Source organism: Petralouisia muris (assembly GCF_004793545.1).
GTDB classification, from domain to species: Bacteria; Bacillota; Clostridia; order Lachnospirales; family Lachnospiraceae; genus Petralouisia; species Petralouisia muris.
The window spans coordinates 44907-66676 of record NZ_SRYA01000023.1 but is presented as its reverse complement, the minus strand read 5'-3'; the positions used below and the strand labels follow the sequence as shown (position 1 = coordinate 66676).

At 45.4% G+C, this 21770-nt stretch carries 14 protein-coding genes, 2 tRNA genes and 2 pseudogenes; all 18 read left to right on the top strand.

Annotated elements, in window-relative coordinates:
• The first annotated feature begins 82 nt into the window (after window positions 1–82).
• The 18 genes and pseudogenes from E5329_RS12910 (at window position 83) to rpoD (ending at window position 21747) form a co-directional block, all read left to right on the top strand.
• Window positions 83–2656: a hybrid sensor histidine kinase/response regulator gene (locus E5329_RS12910; RefSeq protein ID WP_135989931.1), complete on the top strand. Its 2574-nt coding sequence runs from the start codon at window positions 83–85 to the stop codon at window positions 2654–2656.
• A 3-nt stretch (window positions 2657–2659) separates the two neighbouring features.
• Window positions 2660–3967 carry an ABC transporter substrate-binding protein gene (locus tag E5329_RS12905; protein ID WP_135989930.1) on the top strand — a complete coding sequence of 436 codons (1308 nt, stop codon included), beginning with the start codon at window positions 2660–2662 and terminating at the stop codon, window positions 3965–3967.
• Between the two features lie 243 nt (window positions 3968–4210).
• Window positions 4211–4426: a hypothetical protein gene (locus E5329_RS12900; RefSeq protein WP_135989929.1), complete on the top strand. Its 216-nt coding sequence runs from the start codon at window positions 4211–4213 to the stop codon at window positions 4424–4426.
• Window positions 4427–4565: 139 nt separating this feature from the next.
• Complete coding sequence (locus tag E5329_RS12895) at window positions 4566–4751, top strand: LPXTG cell wall anchor domain-containing protein (protein WP_135989928.1); 186 nt, start codon at window positions 4566–4568, stop codon at window positions 4749–4751.
• Window positions 4752–4865: 114 nt separating this feature from the next.
• Window positions 4866–7550: a translation factor GTPase family protein gene (locus E5329_RS12890; protein WP_135989927.1), complete on the top strand. Its 2685-nt coding sequence runs from the start codon at window positions 4866–4868 to the stop codon at window positions 7548–7550.
• Window positions 7551–7657: 107 nt separating this feature from the next.
• Window positions 7658–8641 carry a porphobilinogen synthase gene (hemB, locus tag E5329_RS12885; RefSeq protein ID WP_135989926.1) on the top strand — a complete coding sequence of 328 codons (984 nt, stop codon included), beginning with the start codon at window positions 7658–7660 and terminating at the stop codon, window positions 8639–8641.
• Window positions 8642–8748: 107 nt separating this feature from the next.
• Window positions 8749–10035: a glutamate-1-semialdehyde 2,1-aminomutase gene (hemL, locus tag E5329_RS12880; protein WP_135989925.1), complete on the top strand. Its 1287-nt coding sequence runs from the start codon at window positions 8749–8751 to the stop codon at window positions 10033–10035.
• 170 nt (window positions 10036–10205) lie between these two features.
• Window positions 10206–10976 (top strand): peptidoglycan recognition protein family protein, encoded by a 771-nt coding sequence (locus E5329_RS12875; RefSeq protein WP_275443239.1) that lies wholly within the window; start codon window positions 10206–10208, stop codon window positions 10974–10976.
• Window positions 10977–11171: 195 nt separating this feature from the next.
• Entirely contained in the window at window positions 11172–12662 is a 1491-nt protein-coding gene (locus E5329_RS12870; RefSeq protein WP_135989923.1) for a methyltransferase, read from the top strand.
• Entirely contained in the window at window positions 12659–14338 is a 1680-nt protein-coding gene (locus E5329_RS12865) for a sensor domain-containing protein (protein ID WP_135989922.1), read from the top strand. The genes E5329_RS12870 and E5329_RS12865 overlap by 4 nt, the downstream gene beginning before the upstream one ends.
• A gap of 62 nt (window positions 14339–14400) precedes the next feature.
• Window positions 14401–14484 (top strand) — tRNA-Leu (locus tag E5329_RS12860).
• Window positions 14485–14608: 124 nt separating this feature from the next.
• Window positions 14609–15199, top strand: a complete 591-nt coding sequence (locus E5329_RS12855; protein ID WP_275443238.1) for a GNAT family N-acetyltransferase — start codon at window positions 14609–14611, stop codon at window positions 15197–15199.
• Window positions 15200–15256: 57 nt separating this feature from the next.
• Window positions 15257–15427, top strand: a pseudogene (locus tag E5329_RS32570) (lactate/malate family dehydrogenase); the annotation flags it as partial.
• Between the two features lie 386 nt (window positions 15428–15813).
• A tRNA-Leu gene (locus tag E5329_RS12845) sits at window positions 15814–15897 on the top strand.
• A gap of 67 nt (window positions 15898–15964) precedes the next feature.
• A pseudogene (locus E5329_RS12840) lies at window positions 15965–17177 on the top strand (transposase).
• A gap of 281 nt (window positions 17178–17458) precedes the next feature.
• A complete protein-coding gene (locus E5329_RS12835; protein ID WP_135989920.1) occupies window positions 17459–18466 on the top strand; it encodes a deoxyguanosinetriphosphate triphosphohydrolase in 1008 nt (335 codons plus the stop codon).
• A gap of 133 nt (window positions 18467–18599) precedes the next feature.
• On the top strand, window positions 18600–20378 hold the full coding sequence (gene dnaG, locus E5329_RS12830) for a DNA primase (RefSeq protein ID WP_135989919.1): 1779 nt from the start codon (window positions 18600–18602) through the stop codon (window positions 20376–20378).
• Window positions 20379–20646: 268 nt separating this feature from the next.
• On the top strand, window positions 20647–21747 hold the full coding sequence (gene rpoD / locus E5329_RS12825) for an RNA polymerase sigma factor RpoD (protein WP_135989918.1): 1101 nt from the start codon (window positions 20647–20649) through the stop codon (window positions 21745–21747).
• The last annotated feature ends 23 nt before the right edge of the window (window positions 21748–21770 follow it).

Here is a 21770-nt window from a genome sequence, read left to right as displayed (position 1 = left end):
GCCTTTTCTTGACTTTGCCATGCCGTTCAGGGTACAATAGAAAATGTAAATATTGTAATGTATTTTAAAGGTGATTTATAAAATGAAAAAACAGCAAAGGAAAGAAAAAAACAGCAATGGTATCGTCCTGATTGTGCCTATTGTGCTGATTTTCTGTATCTTAGGAGCGTTTGTATTCCATGTTGCAGGAAGAATCTCAAGGGAAATGTCTGCAGCGGCCATTGATAACCTAAGCGAAAGCCTGGATTTAATTCGCGGGACCATTGAGGCAATCCTGGAAAAGGAAGCGGAATTCCAGAAGCTGATTGCCAGAGAAATAGAATTAATGGAGGATCCGGAGGAGTTTATTCAATCTTATAACGGAAATGAAACGATGGTGAAAGTGTCTCTGGTATCTGCTGGAAAAGTCCAGGGAGTGACAAATATGGGGGGAACCTTTGATCCGGAGGAACTGGATTTTTCTGGTGGAAAAATGGTGGAGGGCCTGCCAGTCTCCGAATCTTATGTGAACCATTTGGGGGCCTGGGCTTACACCCTGAAATGTCCTGTTATTCAGGAAAATAAGGAAGCGGCAACTCTTTATATTGAATATATTTATGAATCTTTTGATACTGCGCTGCCCAACAGATTTTACAGCAGTATGGCGTCTCTTTATATTATGGACGCAGAAAGTGAGAGGCTTGTACTGAAACCAAAAGGAATGGGAGAGCGGGAGGCCGGTCATGTTAATCTGGAAGATTTTTACCGTGCAAATCATATTTTAGAAGAGGATGTAAAAGAAGAGATAACAAGAAAAGTAAAAGCAGGGAAAAATGTGATGTTTTATCACGACATTCAGAAGAAAAGATCCCTGGTTTATATGTGGGCGGTGAATGATGGAGCGATTTATTTGATTGGGTATGTTCCGATTGAAGCCATACAGCGGGAAGGCAGCGCAGTCAATCAGAATATTTTTATTGTGGCGGCTGTGATGCTGATTGCTTTTTTCATCTGCTGCGTCCTGTATTTTTTCACACAAAGACAGCAGATCAAGGCCAGGAAAGAACGGGAGCTTCATAACAGGCGTCTGGCGGAGGCGCTGCAGGCGGCGCAGGTGGCGAATAAATCCAAGACCATGTTCCTATCCAATATGTCCCATGATATCCGGACTCCTATGAATGCGATTCTGGGATTTACCGTTCTTCTTGCCAAGGATGCGGATCATCCGGACAAGGTACGGGAATACACCAGGAAAATCACTACATCCGGCCAGCATCTGCTCAGCCTGATTAATGATGTGCTGGATGTATCTAAGATTGAGAGCGGAAAAGTAGTGCTTTCCATTGGAGAATTTACCCTGAGCAATATGGTGTCTTCTGTGGACGCCATTATCCGTCCTGCCGCGAAAGCTAAGGGGCAGAAGTTTGAGGTGACAGTTACAGGAATAAAAAATGAGCGCCTTGTGGGAGATGAGACGCGGATCAACCAGATTTTGATTAACCTGCTTTCTAATGCAGTCAAATATACCCAGGAAGGCGGAAGCATCTGGTTTCGGATTATCGGTTTACCGCAGCGTTCCAGCCAGTTCGAGCATATCCGGATTGAAGTGGAGGACAACGGATATGGCATGACGCCGGAGTATCTGGAAACTATTTTTGACGCATTTACCAGAGCGGAAAACAGTACTACCAATAAAGTTCAGGGAACCGGGCTGGGGATGGCGATTACCAAAAATATTGTGGAATTGATGGGCGGCAGCATCCATGTGGTCAGTGAGGTGGAGAAAGGAAGTCTGTTTACCGTGGAGCTGGAGCTTAGGATTCCCGAAGAACAGGTAGACCGGAATTTCTGGAAAAATCATGAGATTTCACGAATTCTGGTGGTGGATGATGATGGGGATATCTGCAGGAATGTTCAGATATTGATGGAAGATACCGGGGTTTTGGCGGATACAGCATTGAGCGGAGAGGAAGGAATCCGTCAGGTATGCAGGGCAAAAGAGCAGAATAAGCCTTATCATGTGATTTTACTGGACTGGAAAATGCCTGGTATGGACGGAATAGAAACGGCAAGAAGAATTCGGGCCGTTGTGGAAGCCCATGTCCCTATTTTGTTTTTAACGGCATATGACTGGGAAGAGCTGCAAGAGGAAGCTGCCCAGGCGGGAATTGACGGATTTCTTGCAAAACCATTTTTTGTATCTGCTTTCAAGGAAAAAATTCTGGAACTCCATGCAGCGTTAGAGGACAAAGGAGAAAACAATGAAAGTGCAGAACAGGACAGTTTGGAAGGCTGCCGCTTTCTTGCAGCAGAAGATAATGAGATCAATGCGGAGATTCTGTTACAGCTGTTAGAATTGGAAGGGGCTGTCTGTGAAGTTGCCGAGGACGGTCAGGAGGCTCTGGAGCGTTTCCAGAATTCAGCTCCTGGGGAATTTGACGCTATTTTGATGGATGTGCAGATGCCGAAAATGAATGGTTATGAAGCTACAAAGGCTATCCGAGGACTGGAGCGTGAGGATGCAGCCAGTGTGCTGATTATTGCCATGACTGCAAATGCATTTGCTGAGGATGTGAAGGATGCTTTGGACGCAGGCATGAACGCCCATATTGCAAAGCCGGTGGATATGGGGCTGTTAAAGAAAACAGTGCGTCAATATATCCAGAGAAGGGAATAGGAAATGAAGAAAAGAGCATGGAAATTAGGAGCGGTATTACTGGCGGGACTTATGGCGGTTTCGGCAGGGGCCTGCGGTCAGAATAAAGTATTAGAGGGAAACCTGACGGAGGATGAGGAGGAGCGTATTCGATCGGTTTTGCTGTTTGCCCCTATGGAGAAGTCTGATCCGGATAATGAGAATGTTTCAAGAACAGCATTTGACATTACGGTGGGAATGGCGGAGGAGCAGCTGGGAGTAACTGTGGAATATCGGACGTATACGGCAGAAAATTACCAGGAGAAGACCTATGATGAAGTGGCCTTGGATCGGGCGCGGAATAACATGGATGATTTTTACCTGCTGAATCCGGATGCCATACAGGCATTGGGGGAAGAAGGTAAACTGGCGGATCTGTCCGGGCTCGACTGTGCAGAGAATCTGAGGGAAGTTGTGAGAACTGCGAATACCGTCAATGGAAAATTAGTGGCAATCCCTCAGGAAATCGTGGTAAACGGGCTGTTTGTCAATAAAGATATGTTTGACAAATATCATCTGGAATTACCCAATACGCCGGAAGAGTTTTTAGAGTGCTGCAGAGTATTTAAGGAAAATGGCGTTGAAACTCCAGTAGGGGCCAACCGCTGGTGGCTGGAAAACTTTGTTCTGGCTCAGGCTTATGCAGATTTGTACAATGGAGACAGTATAGAAGAGGAAATTGCCGCTTTAAACAACGGAAAAGCAAAGTACAGCGATTATATGCGGCCCGGCTTTGAATTTCTGCAGGAACTGATTGACAAGGGATACGTGGATGCCGAGAAAGCCTATGTCTCTGAGGCAATTGAAGGGGAAGGCCCGGATTTCCTGGCACAGAAGACGCCGATTGTAATGGCGTATTGGGGCGCTGCAAATGCTGACACAGCCTATGGAAAGCCGGAATTTAATATGCAGGTGATTGGATTTCCCAGCAAACGGGGCCAGATGCCGGTGGTGCCTTTGACAGGCTATGGCGTCAGCGCAGAAGCGGAACACATGGAGGATACCATGAATGTTCTGGATGTAATTCTTTCGGATGAAGCTCTGCAGGTGTACACGGAAACCAATAAAGTGATTTCCCCCTCCAAAAATGTTCAGGTAGACTGTATTGACGCTTTAAAACCTTTGAATGACAGAATAAATGAGAATGTCTATGTATTGGGTTCCAATGCGAATATGAAGGTGGAGCAGTGGGGAAATACCTGCAATATCGTTCGGGAATTGTTAAACGGTGCCACTGTGGAAGAATGCCTGGCTGAATTTGATAAGCTGCAGGAAGAATCTTTGAAGGAATAGCAGAACTACAGAGCGGGAGCTTCCCAATCATGAGCTGATGGGAAAATATCAGGAAGTGCTGGAAAGGGAGAGCTTTGGAGTTCATGAAAGAAGGGGATAGAATGAAAAAGAGCTGCCATAGAAGGAAAACGCCATTGGAAGCGTATAACAGTATAGCTGGCTGCCATCAGCGTCCTTACTGCATTCCTGTCGGCAGAATTTTGTAAAACGCCAGTGTTTGCAGACGAAAAGCAGGAGACTATATTGCCCGAAACCAGGGAAGAATCCGAGGCAGGCGTACCAGATTCAGATAAAGGGAAAGAGGAACTTTGGCAGAATAACAGAGAAGAGCCGAAAAGCATTTTGGAAGCAGAGGAACCTGAAGCAAAGGAGCCTGAAACAGAGGAGCCTGAAATAAAGGAGCTTGAAACAGAAGTTCCTGAAACAGAAGCTCCTGCATCAGAAAATAAACGAGAATAGAACAATTACCATAAACAGCGGAATTATGCTGACCCTGACGGGAAAGGTGAGCATTAATGAAAATATTTTAATTAATGGCGGCGCCATAAAGCGGGAAGGAAAAATAGAATTCCAAGGAAGATAACTGCCAAAACGGGAAATGCCCGGTTCCAAGGAAAATGAACCGCAAAAACCGGCAGTATCCGGAATAGGCGGAAATGAGCCTAAAACAGGAGAAAATTCCCATACGGAATGGTATGTGGCGATTTTTCTGCTGGCCGGCGCAGCCTATTTGCTGCTGGGCAGATTCTGCAGACGGGAAGAAAAAGGAATCGATGGAAAATGAAGATGCGCTGGAATTTGCCAGCGGCAGATAAGGATGTTGTCAGGAATATTGATTAGTGATAGAATGAGCGAAAGGAGATTTATGACATTATTTTAAGGAAAGGAGCATTCTCCGATGGGTGAAGTATCTGAAAATATACCAGAACAGCAGATATCCCTGGGGTTACTGGCTCACGTAGACGCAGGCAAGACCACATTGTCGGAGGCTTTGTTGTATGCAGGCGGCAGTATCCGCAAAATGGGAAGAGTGGATAACAGGGATGCTTTTTTGGATACCTATGAATTGGAGCGGGCCCGAGGGATTACGATTTTTTCCAAACAGGCGGTGCTGAAGACAGGGCATATGACCATTACATTGCTGGATACGCCGGGGCATGTGGATTTTTCCGCAGAAATGGAGCGGACGCTGCAGGTATTGGATTATGCGGTTCTGGTAATTAGCGGCGCAGACGGAGTGCAGGGCCATACCCGCACCTTGTGGCGGCTGCTGAGAAAATACAGGATTCCAGTATTTCTTTTTGTCAATAAAATGGATCAGCAGGGCACAGATGCAGAGGAATTGTTAGAGCAGCTGAAAAAGGGGCTGGATGAAAATTGTGTGGATTTCTCCCAGACAGACACTCAGGAGTTTTATGAAAATATTGCCATGTGCGAGGAACATGTTCTGGAGTATTTTCTGGAACAGGAACGGGTGGAAGAAAAGCAGATTCAGTCGTTAATCAGGGCCAGGAAGGCGTTTCCCTGTTTTTTTGGTTCTGCGCTGAAATTAATTGGCGTGGAGTATTTTCTGGAATCGCTGAAACGGTTTGCCCGAAAGCCCGATTACCCCAAAGAATTTGGTGCGAAAATCTTTAAAATCGCAAGGGATCATCAGGGAAACCGGCTTACGTTTCTGAAAGTAACCGGCGGGAGCCTGAAGGTAAAAGCAGCTCCTTCCCAGTCCCAGGAGAAAGTCAATCAGATACGCATTTATTCTGGTGATAAATATGAAATGGTCCAGGAAGCAGAGGCAGGCATGGTTTGTGCCGTTACCGGGTTAAACGATACCTGCCCGGGAACAGGGCTTGGATGGGAGCGGGATTCTCAAAAGCCCCTTCTGACTCCTGTGCTGACCTATCAGATGATTCTGCCCGAGGGATGCCAGGTAACGTCCATACTTTCCAGTCTCAATCAGCTGCAGGAGGAGGAACCGGAGCTTCATATCGTCTGGGATGAAGGTTTGCAGGAGATTCAGGTGCAGATTATGGGGGAGGTGCAGCTGGAAATTTTAAAAAGCATGATAAAAGCTCGTTTTGGAATCCAGGTGGAATTCGGAACCGGAAATATTTTGTATCAAGAAACAATTGCCCATCCGGTGGAAGGGGTGGGCCATTATGAGCCGCTCCGCCATTACGCAGAGGTTCATTTGCTGTTAGAGCCAGGAGAGCGTGGAAGCGGCCTTGTGTTTGATACCCGCTGCAGCGAGGATATGCTGGACAGAAACTGGCAGCGGCTTGTGTTAACTCATTTAGAGGAACGGGAGCATAAAGGGGTTCTCACCGGAGCCGGACTTACTGATATGAAGATTACGCTGGTGGCGGGCCGGGCTCATTTGAAGCATACAGAGGGCGGGGATTTTCGTCAGGCCACTTATCGGGCGCTGCGCCAGGGTTTGATGGAGGCGGAATCTGTTTTGCTTGAGCCATATTATAACTTTCAGCTGGAAGTGCCAGAGGCTTTGGTGGGACGTGCAATGACAGATATAGAACGGATGCATGGGACTTGCGGGCCGCCTTTGATCCAGGGAGGAACGGCAGTGTTGGAGGGAAGTGTTTCAGTGGCGGCTCTGGGGGATTATCAGCGGGAAGTAATTTCATATACAAGGGGAAATGGCCGGCTTTCCTGCAGCCTGAAAGGATATGAGCCTTGCTGGAATCAGCAGGAAGTGATTGAGAAAACAGCCTATGATGCGCAAAGTGATCTGGAACATTCTCCGGATTCTGTGTTTTGTGCACATGGGGCGGGTTTTGTGGTAAAATGGAATCAGGTAAAGGAATATATGCATGTGGAAAGTCCTTCTTTTCTAAATAAGGACGTCAGAGAGGACAAGCAGCCAAAGGGGCAGCAGGAGACAAGAAGCAGTTTCTCAGAGGAAGACTGGATAGGGGAAGAAGAAGTGGAAGCCATATTGTCTCACGCTTTAAACGCCAACAAAAGAGAGAAGCAAACAGGGCGGAAGGGATATCATAAGAAGAAATCATTGTCTGAGGAACGGAAATTCTCTGTGACCCGCACATACCGCAGTCCGGAAATCAAAGAAGAATATCTTCTGGTGGACGGCTACAATGTGATTTTTGCCTGGGAGGATTTGCGCAATCTGGCAAAGGACAATATTGACGGAGCCAGGGGAAAATTACAGGATATTCTTTCCAATTATCAGGGAATCCGGGGCTGCCATTTGATTGTGGTGTTTGACGCTTACCGGGTGCAGCAGCATAAAACGGAGATTTTGGACTATCACAATATTCATGTGGTGTTTACCCAGGAGGCGGAAACGGCTGACCAGTATATTGAAAAATTTGCCCATGAGCGTGCGGAAAAGTATCGGGTTACTGTGGTGACCTCTGACGGGCTGGAACAGATTATTATTCGGGGGCAGGGCTGCGGGTTGATTTCAGCCAGGGAATTTCAGGAAGAAATCAGAAGATCCACAGAGGATCTGAAGCAGGAATATGTGCAGAAACTGGAAAAAAGCGGAAACTATCTGAAAGAAGCCATTTCAGAAGATTTGGTAAAACAGATAGCACAAGAAAGTAAATGAAAGAAGCCGTTTCAGAGGATTTGGCCAAACAAACAGGAAAAGGAAAGAAGTCATGTTGGGGATTTGGTGAAGAAGTAAAGGCCAAGGAAAATCAGGAGGAAAGAAAGATGGAATTATTAAATCGTCCCCGTCGTCTGCGGGGAAACGGCATTTTGCGTAAAATGGTGCGGGAAACCAGAATGGATAAATCATCTCTGGCATATCCTATGTTTGTGATGGAAGGAAATAATCAAAAAGAAGAAATTCCTTCTATGCCGGGACAGTACCGTTACAGCGTGGATCGAATGGAAGAGAAGCTGACGGAGCTTCTGGCGGCAGGAGTAACCTCTGTGATGCTTTTTGGAATTCCGGGAAATAAGGATGAGATGGGCAGCGGCGCTTACGCCCAGGATGGGATTGTTCAGAGAGCGTTTCGGAAAGCAAAAGAAACTTTTCCGGACTTATATTTGATTGGGGATGTCTGTATGTGTGAATATACCTCCCATGGACATTGCGGCATCCTATGCGGGCAGGAGGTTGATAATGACAAGACCCTGGAATTTCTGGCAAAAACAGCCCTTTCTCAGGCTCAGGCAGGTGCAGATATGGTGGCTCCCTCTGATATGATGGACGGACGGGTGGCTGCAATCCGCCGGATGCTGGATCAAAACGGATACTGCAGTACGCCGATTATGTCTTATGCAGTGAAATTTGCATCTTCTTTTTATGGGCCCTTCCGGGATGCAGCAGGCTCGGCGCCGGCCTTTGGCGATCGCAAATCTTATCAGATGGATTACCATAACCGCAGGGAAGCCTTGAAGGAAGCGATGCTGGATGCGGCAGAAGGAGCCGATATCCTGATGGTAAAGCCTGCAATGGCTTATGGAGATTTAATCCGTGAAGTGAAGGACAGAACGAACCTTCCGTTAGCGTCCTATTCAGTCAGCGGAGAGTATTCTATGGTAAAAGCCGCTGCCCAGGCGGGATTTGTGGATGAGGCCGGCATCGTGTGCGAGATGGCAGCAAGCGCATACCGGGCCGGAACAGATATTTATATCACTTATTTTGCACAGGAGCTGGCGAAATTTATGGACGAGGGAAGAATTGGATAGCTGCAGAGGAACAGCCATTCCTTTTGTGGTTACTGGAAATTAGGAAGAGATTTCTGAAGCATACAGGACGAAGATTGCAGCGGAAGGATTCAGGAAAGGAGCATCAGATGAATAAATCAGAAACATTATTTCAGGAGGCGGTAACGGTAATGCCGGGGGGAGTCAATTCACCGGTACGGGCATTTGGCTCCGTGGGAACAACTCCCAGATTTATCAAAAGCGCAAAGGGAGCGTACCTTTATGATGAGGACGGCAGCCGGTATATTGATTATGTCGGCTCCTGGGGGCCGATGATTTTGGGACACGCCAAGGAAGCAGTGATTGACAGTGTTGTAGATGCATGCAAAAGAGGGCTGAGTTTTGGCGCGGCGACTGCCATTGAGGTGGAAATGGCCAGGCTGGTTTGTGAGCTGATTCCGTCCATAGAAATGGTGCGGATGGTAAATTCCGGCACAGAAGCCGTTATGAGCGCCATTCGTCTGGCAAGAGGTTATACCGGAAGGAATAAAATTATCAAATTTACAGGATGCTATCATGGGCACTCCGATGGCCTTTTGGTGAAGGCAGGCTCCGGCGTAATGACTGCGGGAGTCCCTGACAGTCTGGGGGTTCCTGCCGGATGCACCAAGGATACGCTGTCTGCAGAGTATAATAATTTAAATACCGTAACCGAGCATTTTCAAAGATGCGGAGAAGAAATTGCTGCGGTAATTGTAGAGCCTGTTGCGGCTAATATGGGGGTAGTGGCGCCTAAACCCGGCTTTTTAAAAGGACTTCGGAGTATCTGTGAAGAATACGGCGCATTGCTGATTTTTGATGAAGTGATTACCGGATTCCGTCTGGGGATAGACGGCGCCCAGGGCTATTACGGCGTGAAACCGGATCTTACCACCTTTGGAAAAATTATTGGAGGCGGCATGCCGGTGGGAGCTTATGGCGGCAGACGGGAAATTATGGAACTGGTTTCTCCTGTAGGCGGCGTGTATCAGGCAGGAACCTTAAGCGGCAACCCTGTTGCCATGGCAGCCGGCGTCACGCAGCTTACGATATTGAAGGAACATCCGGAGTATTATACAGAACTTAATGAGAAAGCGGATAAGTTTTATTGCAATATGCAGGAGATTCTTAAGAAATCCGGGTATTCCTGGCAGGTAAACCATGTGGGTTCTCTGGGGTGTCTTTATTTTACAGAAACAGAAGTGACAGACTATGAGAGCGCTAAAACTTCAGATACCGAAGCATTTGCCGCTTACTGCAAACATATGATGGCTCATGGCGTGTATCTGGCGCCTTCTCAGTTTGAAGCAATGTTTTTGTCACTGGCTCATACAGAGGAAATACTGAATGAAACACTGAAAATCATGGAACAATATTTTCTGGCAGGCTGCAGGTGAAAATACTAACTTTTGCATGGCTGCCAACGCCGCAGATGAGAACAGCAGCATTCTTACTTTTTTCTTACAAAAAATTTAAAGAAAGTTAATTCTTTTTTAAACAAGTAGTGTTATAATAAATGAAAGAAAAAGCAGGGTTATATTTTACGGAAAGAGTGGAGAGAAGTACAGTGACCAGTGAAGAAAGAAGAAGGAAAGAAGCGTATTTGGCCAGAAAACGGCGCAGAAAGCGGAGAAGAACGATACAGATTATAAAGAGGGCGGCTATTGTCGGCTTTGGGATATTTTTGATAGTGTTTGGAATTACAAGGATTTTTCATAAAGATGCTGCGCCCAATGAAGTGCAGGCAAAAAAGGAAGCGCCGAAGACTGTAAAGACAGAAAAGGAAGAAGAAAAGGGATTCCAGCAGAAGGTGATTGCCCAGACTCCGGAATTTAAAGTAGATTTGCTGACGCCTAATCCTTACTCCAGGCCTCAGACGGTCTTAGAGGAGGTGAAAGGAATTGTGGTTCATTACACAGCCAATCCGGGAACCACAGCGGCTCAGAACCGCAGTTATTTTGAGAGCCTGAAGGATACCCAGAAGACGAAGGCAAGCAGCCATTTTGTTGTGGGAATAGAGGGAGAGGTTATCCAGTGTATTCCCAGTACAGAGATGTCTTATGCTTCCAATGACCGCAATGTGGATACTCTGTCTATTGAGTGCTGCCACAAGGATGAGACGGGGCAGTTTACCCAGGAGACCTATGATTCTTTGGTGGAATTGACTGCATGGCTTTGCGGCAAATTCAACCTTCCGGTGGAAGACGTCATTCGTCATTATGACGTGACTGGCAAGGAATGTCCGATCTATTATGTAAAAAATGAAGACGCCTGGACGCGTTTCAAGGAAGATGTACAGAAATATCTGGATACATATGGAACGGAGCCGGAAGAATAGTGGAAGGGAAAGCATCCCTGTTTGTTTTCCGCAGAATTTAACGGAACAGAATAAAGTAAATAAAGGAGGCTGCCGGGAAATGACAGCCTTCTTTTTTTCTTGAAATAAACGGCGCCTATTGCCAAACAAAGGATAATCAAGTACAATGAATAACAGAATTGGGAGTTCCAAAATGTAAAAGAACAGGAGAATCATATGATAAGGGAACAATATGAAAGCCTGAAAACAGGAAATGATCTGAGAAAAGTTTTGATTGCTCTGAAACAGGAAATGAAATTGGAAGAAGCCAGAGAAGAATTTCTGGAGCTGCTGCAGGGAGATTACAGGGTTTTGACAGACCTTTTGAAGCATGAGGAACCCAAGGTGCGGGGCAATGCAGCTCTGGTACTGGGCAGGCTTAAAAAGGAGGAATTTGCATCTCCAATTTATGAAGCGTATGGAAGGGAAGAGAAGCTTTTTATTAAAAGCAATTACCTGTCTGCGCTGGCAGAGCTGGATTGTCCGGAATATCTTCCCCAATTGAGAGAGCGGCTAAAGGAGTTGGAGGCTGTGAAGCCTGGAGTAGAAGAAGAGAAGCATATTCGGGAAGAGCTTAAGATCCTTCGGTCCCTTGTGGGCCGGGAAGAGCCTTTGAAAAAACATACTTTTCAGGGATATGATGAGACGTATGAACTGATTCTTACCACCGGGAAGCAATATCAGCAGGCGACGGCAGAACAGATCAAGAATGGAGACACTGCTATTTTGAAAAGCGGAGTCCGCGTCGTTACCAGCCATATCAGGCCCATATTGGCAATTCCCACATACAGAGAAATGCTGTTTCCGCTGAATCTTAAGAGGCTAGAGCCCAATCCCAAGCTGGCGGCAAAGGCATTGGCAGAATCGAATCTTCTGGAATTATTGGACAAGGCTCATAAAGCAAGTGACAGTTATTGCTTCCGTTTGGGAATCCACAGCCGGATGCCCCTGAATAAACGCAGTGATTTTGTTAAAAAATGCGGATTTGCATTGGAACAGGAAACCGGACGCAGGCTGTATAATTCTGCCTCAGATTATGAAGTGGAAATCCGACTGATGGAAGGCCGGGAAGGATCGTTTTTGCCGTTGGTGAAGCTGTATACTTTTCAGGAGGATCGTTTTGCCTATCGAAAACGCGCAGTAGCCGCGTCCATACGGCCGGAACAGGCAGCTCTGATTGCGTATTTAGCCAGACCTTATCTGGCCGAACAGGCGCAGATCCTGGACCCTTTCTGCGGTGTGGGGACGATGCTGCTGGAACGGGACAGAATATGTCCGGCCAGGGTGATGTATGGGATTGATACGTTCGGGGAAGCCATTGACGGAGCCTGGGAGAACGCAAGACTGGCGGGAAAGCAGGTAAATTATATCCATCGGGACTTTTTTACCTTCCAGCATGGATATCTTTTTGACGAGATTATTACAAATATGCCGGACAGAGGAAAGAAATCCAGAGAGGAGCATGATTTATTTTATCGGAAATTTTTTGAGAAAGCAGAGGAGGTTTTGACGGACAGCGGCAGGATGATTCTGTATTCCAATGAGAAAAATTATATCAAAAAGCAGCTCCGGCTCAGAAAAAAATTTACCTTGCTTAAGGAATACAGTATGGATGAAAAAGGGATGTACAGTTTGTTTATTATTGAAAAAAGGAATCGATGTAAATGATAAAGCAGACAGAAAAGCAGGAAGAAAGCAGTAAGCTGGTACAGACAGAAGAGATGGATGTGAGCTTTTATATTTCTGGAGTGGAAATTTTAAATAACGTAGGCTGTGGAATCTGCGTATGCTCTTCCCAGGAAAAGGTATTGTTTGCAAATGAGAGGTTCAGCGCTTTTCTAAATGGCGAAATGGACGGAAAAACCGTGAAAAAGCTGCTGTCCCAGGCATTGGAAGGCGGGGAAGAAGACAGCAGCGGAGAGTTATATATAGAAGAAGATGACAGGTGGTTTGATGTCCACAGGAAGAAAATACGCTGGATGGATCAGAGCGCCGCAGAACTGTATACGGTATATGACATTACAAAAACAAAACAGTATCAGCAGAGAATTGAAAAGCAGGCCAACAATGATTTTCTTACAGGCCTTTATAACAGGATGCGCTGCGAGAAGGATTTGGAAGAGCAGATTTCTCTGATCAGGGAAAAGGGCGGAGAAGGCGCGCTTTTGTATATGGATTTGGATGATTTCAAGCATATTAATGGTGGTTTGGGTCACCAGTACGGTGATGTGCTGCTGCAGGGGATTTCCCGCAGCCTGAAAAGGATTTCAGGAATTCAAAGCAGCTGTTATCGGATGGGCGGAGATGAGTTTATTATTATTGTAACAGATACCAGGGTTTCTATGTTAAACCGAATTTTGGGAGATATCTGCGGAATTTTTGAGAAACCCTGGTTTTTGAAAGGGGCGGATTATTACTGCACCATGAGCATGGGAATTGTCCGGTTTCCCACAGATGGGGATACGGTGCAGGAGTTGATCAAGAAAGCGGATCTGGCTCTTTTTGAGGCAAAGGCGACGGGGAAAAACAGGTACGTGTTTTACACGGCAGAGGAAGAAGGGAGCGCTTTTAAGCGTTTGGATTTGGAAAAAAATATGCGCAATGCCATTGTAAACGCCTGCAATGAATTTGAGGTTTATTACCAGCCAATTGTGGATGTTTCAAAGCCGGATCATCCCTGTATGGGTGCAGAGGCGTTGATTCGCTGGAATTGCGAGAGTCTTGGATTTATTTCTCCGACAGAGTTTATTCCTCTTGCAGAATATCTGGGGCTGATTAATCCAATCGGGGATCATGTGCTGCTGCAGTCCTGCCGCCGCTGCAAGCATTGGAATGATTCCGGGCATCCGGAATATAAGGTAAATGTGAACCTTTCCGTGGTGCAGCTTCTGCGGAATGATATGGCGGAGCGAGTGAAGAATGTGCTGCAGCGGACAGGGCTGAATCCCGGGAATCTGACGCTGGAGGTAACAGAAAGCCTTGCCATCAATGATATGACGCGGATGAAGCGGATTTTGGGACAGATTAAAGAATTGGGCGTATGGGTGGCGCTGGATGATTTCGGTACAGGCTATAGTTCCCTGAATCATATCCGGGAGATGCCTATTGACGTTATCAAAATTGACAGATGCTTTATTGAAGATTTGGGGAACGATGAATTTTCAGACGCTTTTGTGCGGATAGTCTGTGAACTTGCTTCTGTCATCGGTATGAAAGTGTGCGTGGAAGGCATGGAGCATGAGCGCCAGTATGAGATATTAAAGAAGATGCAGATTCATATGATACAGGGGTTTTATTTTGACAAACCTATGAAGGTGGAAGATTTTGAAAAAAAATATTTATAAATTTTAAAAATGCCATTGACATTTTCCGGTGAATTTGGTATCATTTATAAGTCGTCAGAAATGCGGAAGTGCTGGAATTGGCAGACAGGCAAGACTAAGGATCTTGTGTCTGTATAGACGTGTGGGTTCAAGTCCCATCTTCCGCATTTAACCCTAGTAAATTTAGAGTTTACTAGGGTTTTTCATTTCTAAGACTTTTGTGAGGATTGAAATACATATTTATAAATTCTCTTTTTTTTCATTTCTGGCCAATTGTTATGTTTGGTGAATATGATAAGTGATAATACATTTGATGAAGATTTCATTGTCAATGAAGAGGAAGCTAATATGCTGTATTTAAAAGAAGCAAATCCAGAGGATCTGGAAAAGGAATTTGAGTTTATCACAAATACTCCGGAAGAAGAAAATGGTTTTACTAATCCTGCATTTGGATGTTCCAGAGAAGAATTTGAACATAAGATATTGCCCGGTTACCTCAATGCGGCAAAGGGCGTTGGACTGAAAGAGGGCTGGGTGCCGGAAACAGAATTTTTCTTATGGGAGGATGATAGAATTGTGGGATTATTCCGGATACGCCATTATCTGACAGAGGCCCTTGCCAACGGCGCAGGCCATATCGGATATGGAATCCGTAAAGAATGCAGGGGAAAAGGCTATGCATCAGAAGGATTAAGGCTGGCCGTAGAGCAGGCATGGAAGCTGATTCGGGAAGAGGAAATCTATCTGTCAGTCCGCAAAGATAACCCTGGGTCTATCCAGGTGCAGAAGAAGAATGGGGCGTATATCCATCACGAAGATGAAAAAGAATTTTATACCAGAATCAGAAAAAGTGCGTTGGAAACGGGACTCCTCAAGGATTAGAGCGTGTTTGAAAAATTGAAAAGCAGGAAAGAATAGCAGCCGCTCGTAGGTTCTGCTATAGCCTTTACCCTGATGCAGAGCAGGCCTTTTACGGAATTTGTTCTTCTGGACGCCAATTTTGACAAGGCAGACGGGGAGGCCAGGGATATTGCCCATGGAATTCCTTTTTCCGGGCAGATGAAAATTTATGCCGGAACTTATGATGATGTTGCAGACGCCGCCATTATTTCAGGGAATTCTTCTGGTGGCGTCCATTCGGTGGATATTTTGACGTATGCAGCGGTAAAAATCGGAGAATTTCCGGAACAGAGAGTGCTGGGATCCGGCATAGAAGCCCATGTGCCTGTTTCTTTGGATGAGGAAGAAATGGAACTGCTGAAACATTCGGCGGATACCCTTAAGGAAGTGATTGGAAGCTTGGATTTGCCTTAGGGACAGTTCCTTAGAATGCATTTGACAAATCTTTTCCGTTGTGGGCTGATCGGAGACGGGCTTTATTTTATGGCGCTGTTTCATCTATGGCGTTTATCGGTAAAATCATTTTTTTGAAAAATTTGAAAAAAAGTGTTGACAAATTTCTCCATAGTATATATAATAGCTATTGTCAGTGTTACGCAGGAGTGGCGGAATTGGCAGACGCGCAGGCTTCAGGTGCCTGTGGTAGCAATATCGTGTGGGTTCAAGTCCCATCTCCTGCATGTGAAGAGGGAGCTGTTGCAATTAGCAATAGCTCTTTTTCTGTTAAAAAAATTCCCCTCAGTTTTTATGATAGAACAACAGCAGAAAATGGTGTTAAGTCCATATTTAGAAATATATGAATTAGCAATCCCGCCAATTCGAATGTTTAAATATCTGCTTTTAAAATCAATTTATGATTTGTCTGATGTTGATGTTGTGGAGCGTTCTAAATATGATATGTCTTTTAAATATTTTCTGGACATGTCGCCGGAAGAAGCTGTCATAAATTCCAGCTCATTGACAAAGTTTCGCAAGCGGCGCTTAAAAGATATGAACCTTTTAGATATGCTGTTCGCTAAAACGGTTCAGATTGCTCAGATTGCATTGGATAAAGGAATTCTAAAATCAAAATCTATTATTGTAGACGCTACCCATACAAAATCAAGATGCAATCAAAAAACCCCGCGTCAGGCGCTTCAGGATCAATCTAAGAGACTGCGGCGAGTAATTAAATCTGTTGGAAGAATCTATCATCGATGATATGGAACATCTGGAAACCTCAAAGGATGGAGATGCAAAAATCGGTCATAAAACAGCCGATACATCTTTCTTTGTATATAAGACTCATATCGCCATGACAGAAGAACGGATCATTACGGCAGCAACTGTTACCAGCGGAGAAAAAACAGACGGAAAAGAATTGCCGGCGTTGATTCAGAAAAGCCGAGAAGCGGGAATGGAAATCGAAACCGTAATTGGAGACAAAGCGTATTCAAGCAAAGAAAATATAGATGCAGCTAAAGATGGAGAATATAAACTTATATCCCGATGAAACAGTATTGTTGCCCAGGGGAATCGTACAAAGCCAGATGAATTTGAGTTTAATAAAGATGCAGGTATGCACCAATGTAAGGCAGGGCATCTGGCAATGCGAAAGACAAAAGACAGCAGGAGCTCAGAGGGTAAAAATCCAAGAGTGGTATATTTTTTCGATATTGAGAAATGTAAAAGATGTCCATATAGGGAAGGCTGTTATAAAGAAGGCGCGAAATCAAAACAATATACGGAAACGCTTATCTATGACAGCCATAGTGAACAGGCACAATTTCAGGAAACGAAATATTTTAAAAGCAAGGCAAAAGAGCGATATAAAATAGAAGCCAAGAATAGTGAATTAAAACGCAGACATGGTTATGACGTTGCGTCATCGTCAGGTCTTATTGGCATGGAAATGCAGGGAGCAATGACTATATTTGCAGTAAACCTTAAAAGGATCATAAAGTTAATAGAAGAAAAATAATCAGGTTTAGCATATAAATTCAATCAAATGGAATCCATAATTCAGAAAATCCACCAGAAGTCAATCTGAGACTGGTGGATTTCTTATGCCCTTAAAAACAAAAATTGAAAAAACTGTGTTTTTCAGTGCCCTCGTTTTTAAGGGCATGGGAGTTTTCTTGCTTTGTTCTTAAGCGTTCTCAGAAAATGCCAGGGCAGTTTTGTAAAATTCTGTGGTTTTTTGCGAAAAAATAAAGGAAATGAAGAATTTGTGCGGAATATATCATATAGAGGTGATGGATAATGCTCATAAGAGAAAATATGGAGTTATTAGAACGAACCTATTTAAGCCCTTTTGCCACTCTGAGCGAGAATTCCAGAGGACGTGACAGGCAGGAACCTCAATGTGATATCCGGCCAGTGTTTCAAAGAGACAGGGACCGAATCCTTCACTGCAAATCATTTCGGCGCCTGAAGCATAAGACCCAGGTTTTTCTGACTCCCCGGGGGGATCATTACCGCACCAGGCTGACCCATACGCTGGAAGTTTCCCAGAATGCAAGAACCATTGCAAAGGCGCTGCGGCTTAATGAAGATCTGGTGGAAGCCATTGCGCTGGGGCATGATTTGGGGCATACTCCTTTCGGACATGCAGGGGAATATATGCTGAATTCCATTTATGAAGGAGGCTTTAAGCATAATGAACAGAGTGTGCGGATCGTTGAGATTCTGGAAAAAAATGGCAAAGGGCTGAATCTGACCTGGGAGGTGCGGGACGGAATTTTAAATCATCAGACAAGGCTGATGCCTTCCACCATGGAAGGAAAAATCGTCCGCCTTTCTGATAAAATTGCATATATTAATCATGATATTGATGACGCTATCCGGGGACGGGTACTGTCTGAAGAGGATATTCCGGCAGAATATCGGGAGGTTTTGGGCAATACTACCCGGAAACGTCTGGATACCCTGATACATAATATAATAACAAACAGTCTTGGGAAGAACGATATCTGTATGTCAGAAGATGTGGAGCAGGCCATGAAGGGACTGAGGAAGTTTATGTTTGAGCATGTGTACCGCAATCCAATGGCAAAGGGAGAAGAAGAACGGGCAAAGGATTTGCTGAATCGGTTGTTCTATTATTATAACAAGCATATTGATCATCTTCCGGGACAATATCTTGATATGTTAGAGCAGGGAGAGGAACGGGAACGGGTGGTCTGTGATTATATTGCAGGAATGACAGACCGCTATGCCATAGCGAAATTCGAAGAGTATTTTATGCCTAAGGCATGGCAGATTAATTAATCTGGGAACTGTGGAATTTTCGTTATCTGTAATATTTATAATTTTAATGGGGCCTGCAGGGACTTCCGTTATTTGAAATATTCACATTTCATACCAGAAGTGTGCCAGGATCATGAATGGAAAGGAGACATAGATGCCATATTATTCCGATGAACTGATAGAAGAGGTTCGTTCAGCTAATGATATTGTGGATGTGATTTCCGCTTATGTGCGTTTGAAGAAAAAGGGAAGCGCCTATTTTGGCCTGTGTCCGTTTCACAACGAGAAGACGCCGTCTTTTTCCGTATCCCAGGGAAAACAGATGTATTACTGTTTTGGCTGCGGAGCAGGGGGGAATGCAATTACTTTTCTGATGCAGTATGAAAACGCCACATTTCCAGAGGCGTTGGAGACGCTGGCACAGAAAGCGGGGATTGATCTTCCCAGGCAGGAGATGTCAGGCAAGGCAAGACAGGAGGCGGACAAAAGGGCAAGGCTTCTGGAAATTAATAAGACGGCTGCGAAATATTTCTATGCTCAGCTTCGTATGGAGCAGGGGCAGACAGCTATGAATTATTTTACTAACAGAGGTCTTGGCCCGGAGACCATGAAGAAATTCGGGCTGGGCTATTCCAACAAGTTCAGTGATGATCTCTATCAATATCTCCGTAAGCAGGGATATGAAGATGAGATTCTGAAAGATTCAGGATTGGTTACTTTGGATGAGAGCCGGGGCGGCCGGGACAAATTCTGGAATCGGGTGATGTTTCCCATTATGGATGTGAATCATCGGGTCATTGGATTTGGCGGGCGGGTGCTGGGAGAGGGGGAACCCAAGTATGTGAACTCGCCGGAAACCATGATTTTTGACAAGAGCCGGAATCTTTATGGATTGAATCTTGCAAGATCCTCCAGAAAACAGGGGATTCTGCTGTGCGAAGGCTATATGGATGTGATTGCGCTGCACCAGGCGGGATTTGATAATGCAGTGGCAGCGCTGGGAACCTCGTTTACCCAGGGCCATGCGGCGCTGCTGAAGCGGTATGCCAAAGAAGTGTTCTGTACCTTTGACAGCGACGGCGCAGGGATCAAAGCGGCGCTGCGAGCAATCCCTATGCTGAAGGATGCAGGGATCAGTGTGAAAATTATTAATATGAAGCCATATAAAGATCCGGATGAATTTATCAGGGCAGAGGGGGCCGAGGAGTATCAAAAACGGATCGACCAGGCACAAAACAGCTTTATGTTTGAACTGGAAACTATGGAGCGGGAATATGATATGAAAGACCCGGAGGGCAAGACGGCGTTTTACAATGCGGCGGCAAGAAAGATTCTGGAATTTGAGGAAGAATTAGAGCGGGATAATTATATCGAAGCCGTAGCTGAGAAATATCAGACGGGATTTGAGAATCTGCGGAAGCTGGTGATGCATCTTGGAACAAAAGCAGGCTTTGGCAGGGAGAGCCGTCCGCTGAAATCCGGCGTTCAGGAAAATAAAAAACGAAAGAAGGAGGACGGCATCAAACAGTCACAGAAATTGATGCTGACCTGGCTGATTGAACAACCAGAGCTGTTTGAATTGATTGAACCGTATATAGGGCCGGAGGATTTTACCGAGGAACTGTACCGGCAGGCGGCAGAGGAGGTTTTTGCCCAGCATCGGGCAGGAGAGCTGAATCCGGCTAAGATTGTCAGTATGTTCACAGAGGAAGAGCAGCAGAGGGAGATTGCAGGGTTGTTTAATGCAAGGATTCTGCAGATTGAGACACCGGCAGAGAAAGAGAAAGCATTGAAGGATACAGTCATTCGGTTGAAGGAAAATAGTATCAATGAACGGTCCCGCCATTTAGAGCCTGCGGATATGGAGGGGTTGCAGAAACTGGTTGCGGATAAGAAGAGTTTGCAGCAGCTGCGGAAGGTGAGATTTAGTTGAGAGGTCCCTCCTCATGGTAAGGTAAGACCATCAGGGCTCCTCCCAACAGCCAGGGAAGGAACATGGAAGTGTAAAGTAGTTGCGGCTGTTGGGTCCCTCCTCATGGTAAGGTAAGACCATCAGGGCTCCTCCCAACAGCCATTGGAAGACAATGAAAGTGTAAAGTAGTTGCGGCTGTTGGGTCCCTCCTCATGGTAAGGCTCATGGTAATGAATATTTCCGTCAATTAGGGACAAAATATAAACAACGAATGGAAGGATGAAACGAAATGGAAGAAAAAAGTGTGAAATTTATCGAAAAGCTGCAGGAATTGTTAGGCATCGCCAAAAAGAAAAAGAATGTCCTGGAATATCAGGAAATCAATGACTTTTTTCATGACATGGAATTGGATGCGGAACAGTTTGAGAAAATTCTGGACTTTCTGGAAGCCAATAACATTGATATACTGCGGATTTCTGATGATGACGATGACGATATCCTCATAGACGAGGAGGAAGAAGTAGAAGTTGAAAACATTGACCTTTCCGTTCCGGATGGAATTTCCATTGAAGATCCTGTTCGTATGTATTTAAAGGAAATCGGCAAGGTTCCTCTTCTGAGCGCAGAAGAGGAAATTGAATTGGCAAAACGGATGGAACTGGGAGATCAGGAGGCCAAGAAGCAGCTTGCAGAAGCGAATTTACGTCTGGTGGTATCCATTGCAAAGCGTTATGTAGGGCGCGGGATGCTCTTTCTGGATTTGATTCAGGAAGGGAATCTGGGGCTTATTAAAGCAGTGGAGAAGTTTGACTACCGCAAAGGATATAAGTTTTCCACTTATGCCACCTGGTGGATTCGCCAGGCTATTACCAGGGCTATTGCTGATCAGGCCAGAACCATTCGGATTCCGGTGCATATGGTAGAGACCATCAACAAATTAATCCGTGTATCCAGGCAGTTACTGCAGGAATTAGGCCGGGAGCCGTCTCCAGAGGAAATTGCGGAAGAAATGAATATGCCGGTGGATCGTGTGCGGGAAATCCTGAAAATTTCCCAGGAGCCGGTGTCTTTGGAAACCCCTATTGGAGAAGAGGAAGACAGTCATCTGGGGGATTTTATTCAGGATGATAATGTGCCGGTTCCGGCAGACGCAGCGGCCTTTACGCTGCTAAAGGAACAGCTTGTGGAAGTGCTGGGGACGTTGACAGAGCGGGAACAAAAGGTGCTGCGCCTGCGGTTCGGATTAGATGACGGCCGTGCCAGAACATTGGAAGAAGTGGGGAAAGAATTTAATGTAACCAGAGAGCGAATCCGGCAGATTGAAGCAAAAGCGTTACGTAAGCTCCGCCATCCCAGCAGGAGCCGGAAGCTGAAAGATTATCTGGATTAGTGTTGGCAAAATTGAATAGGAGT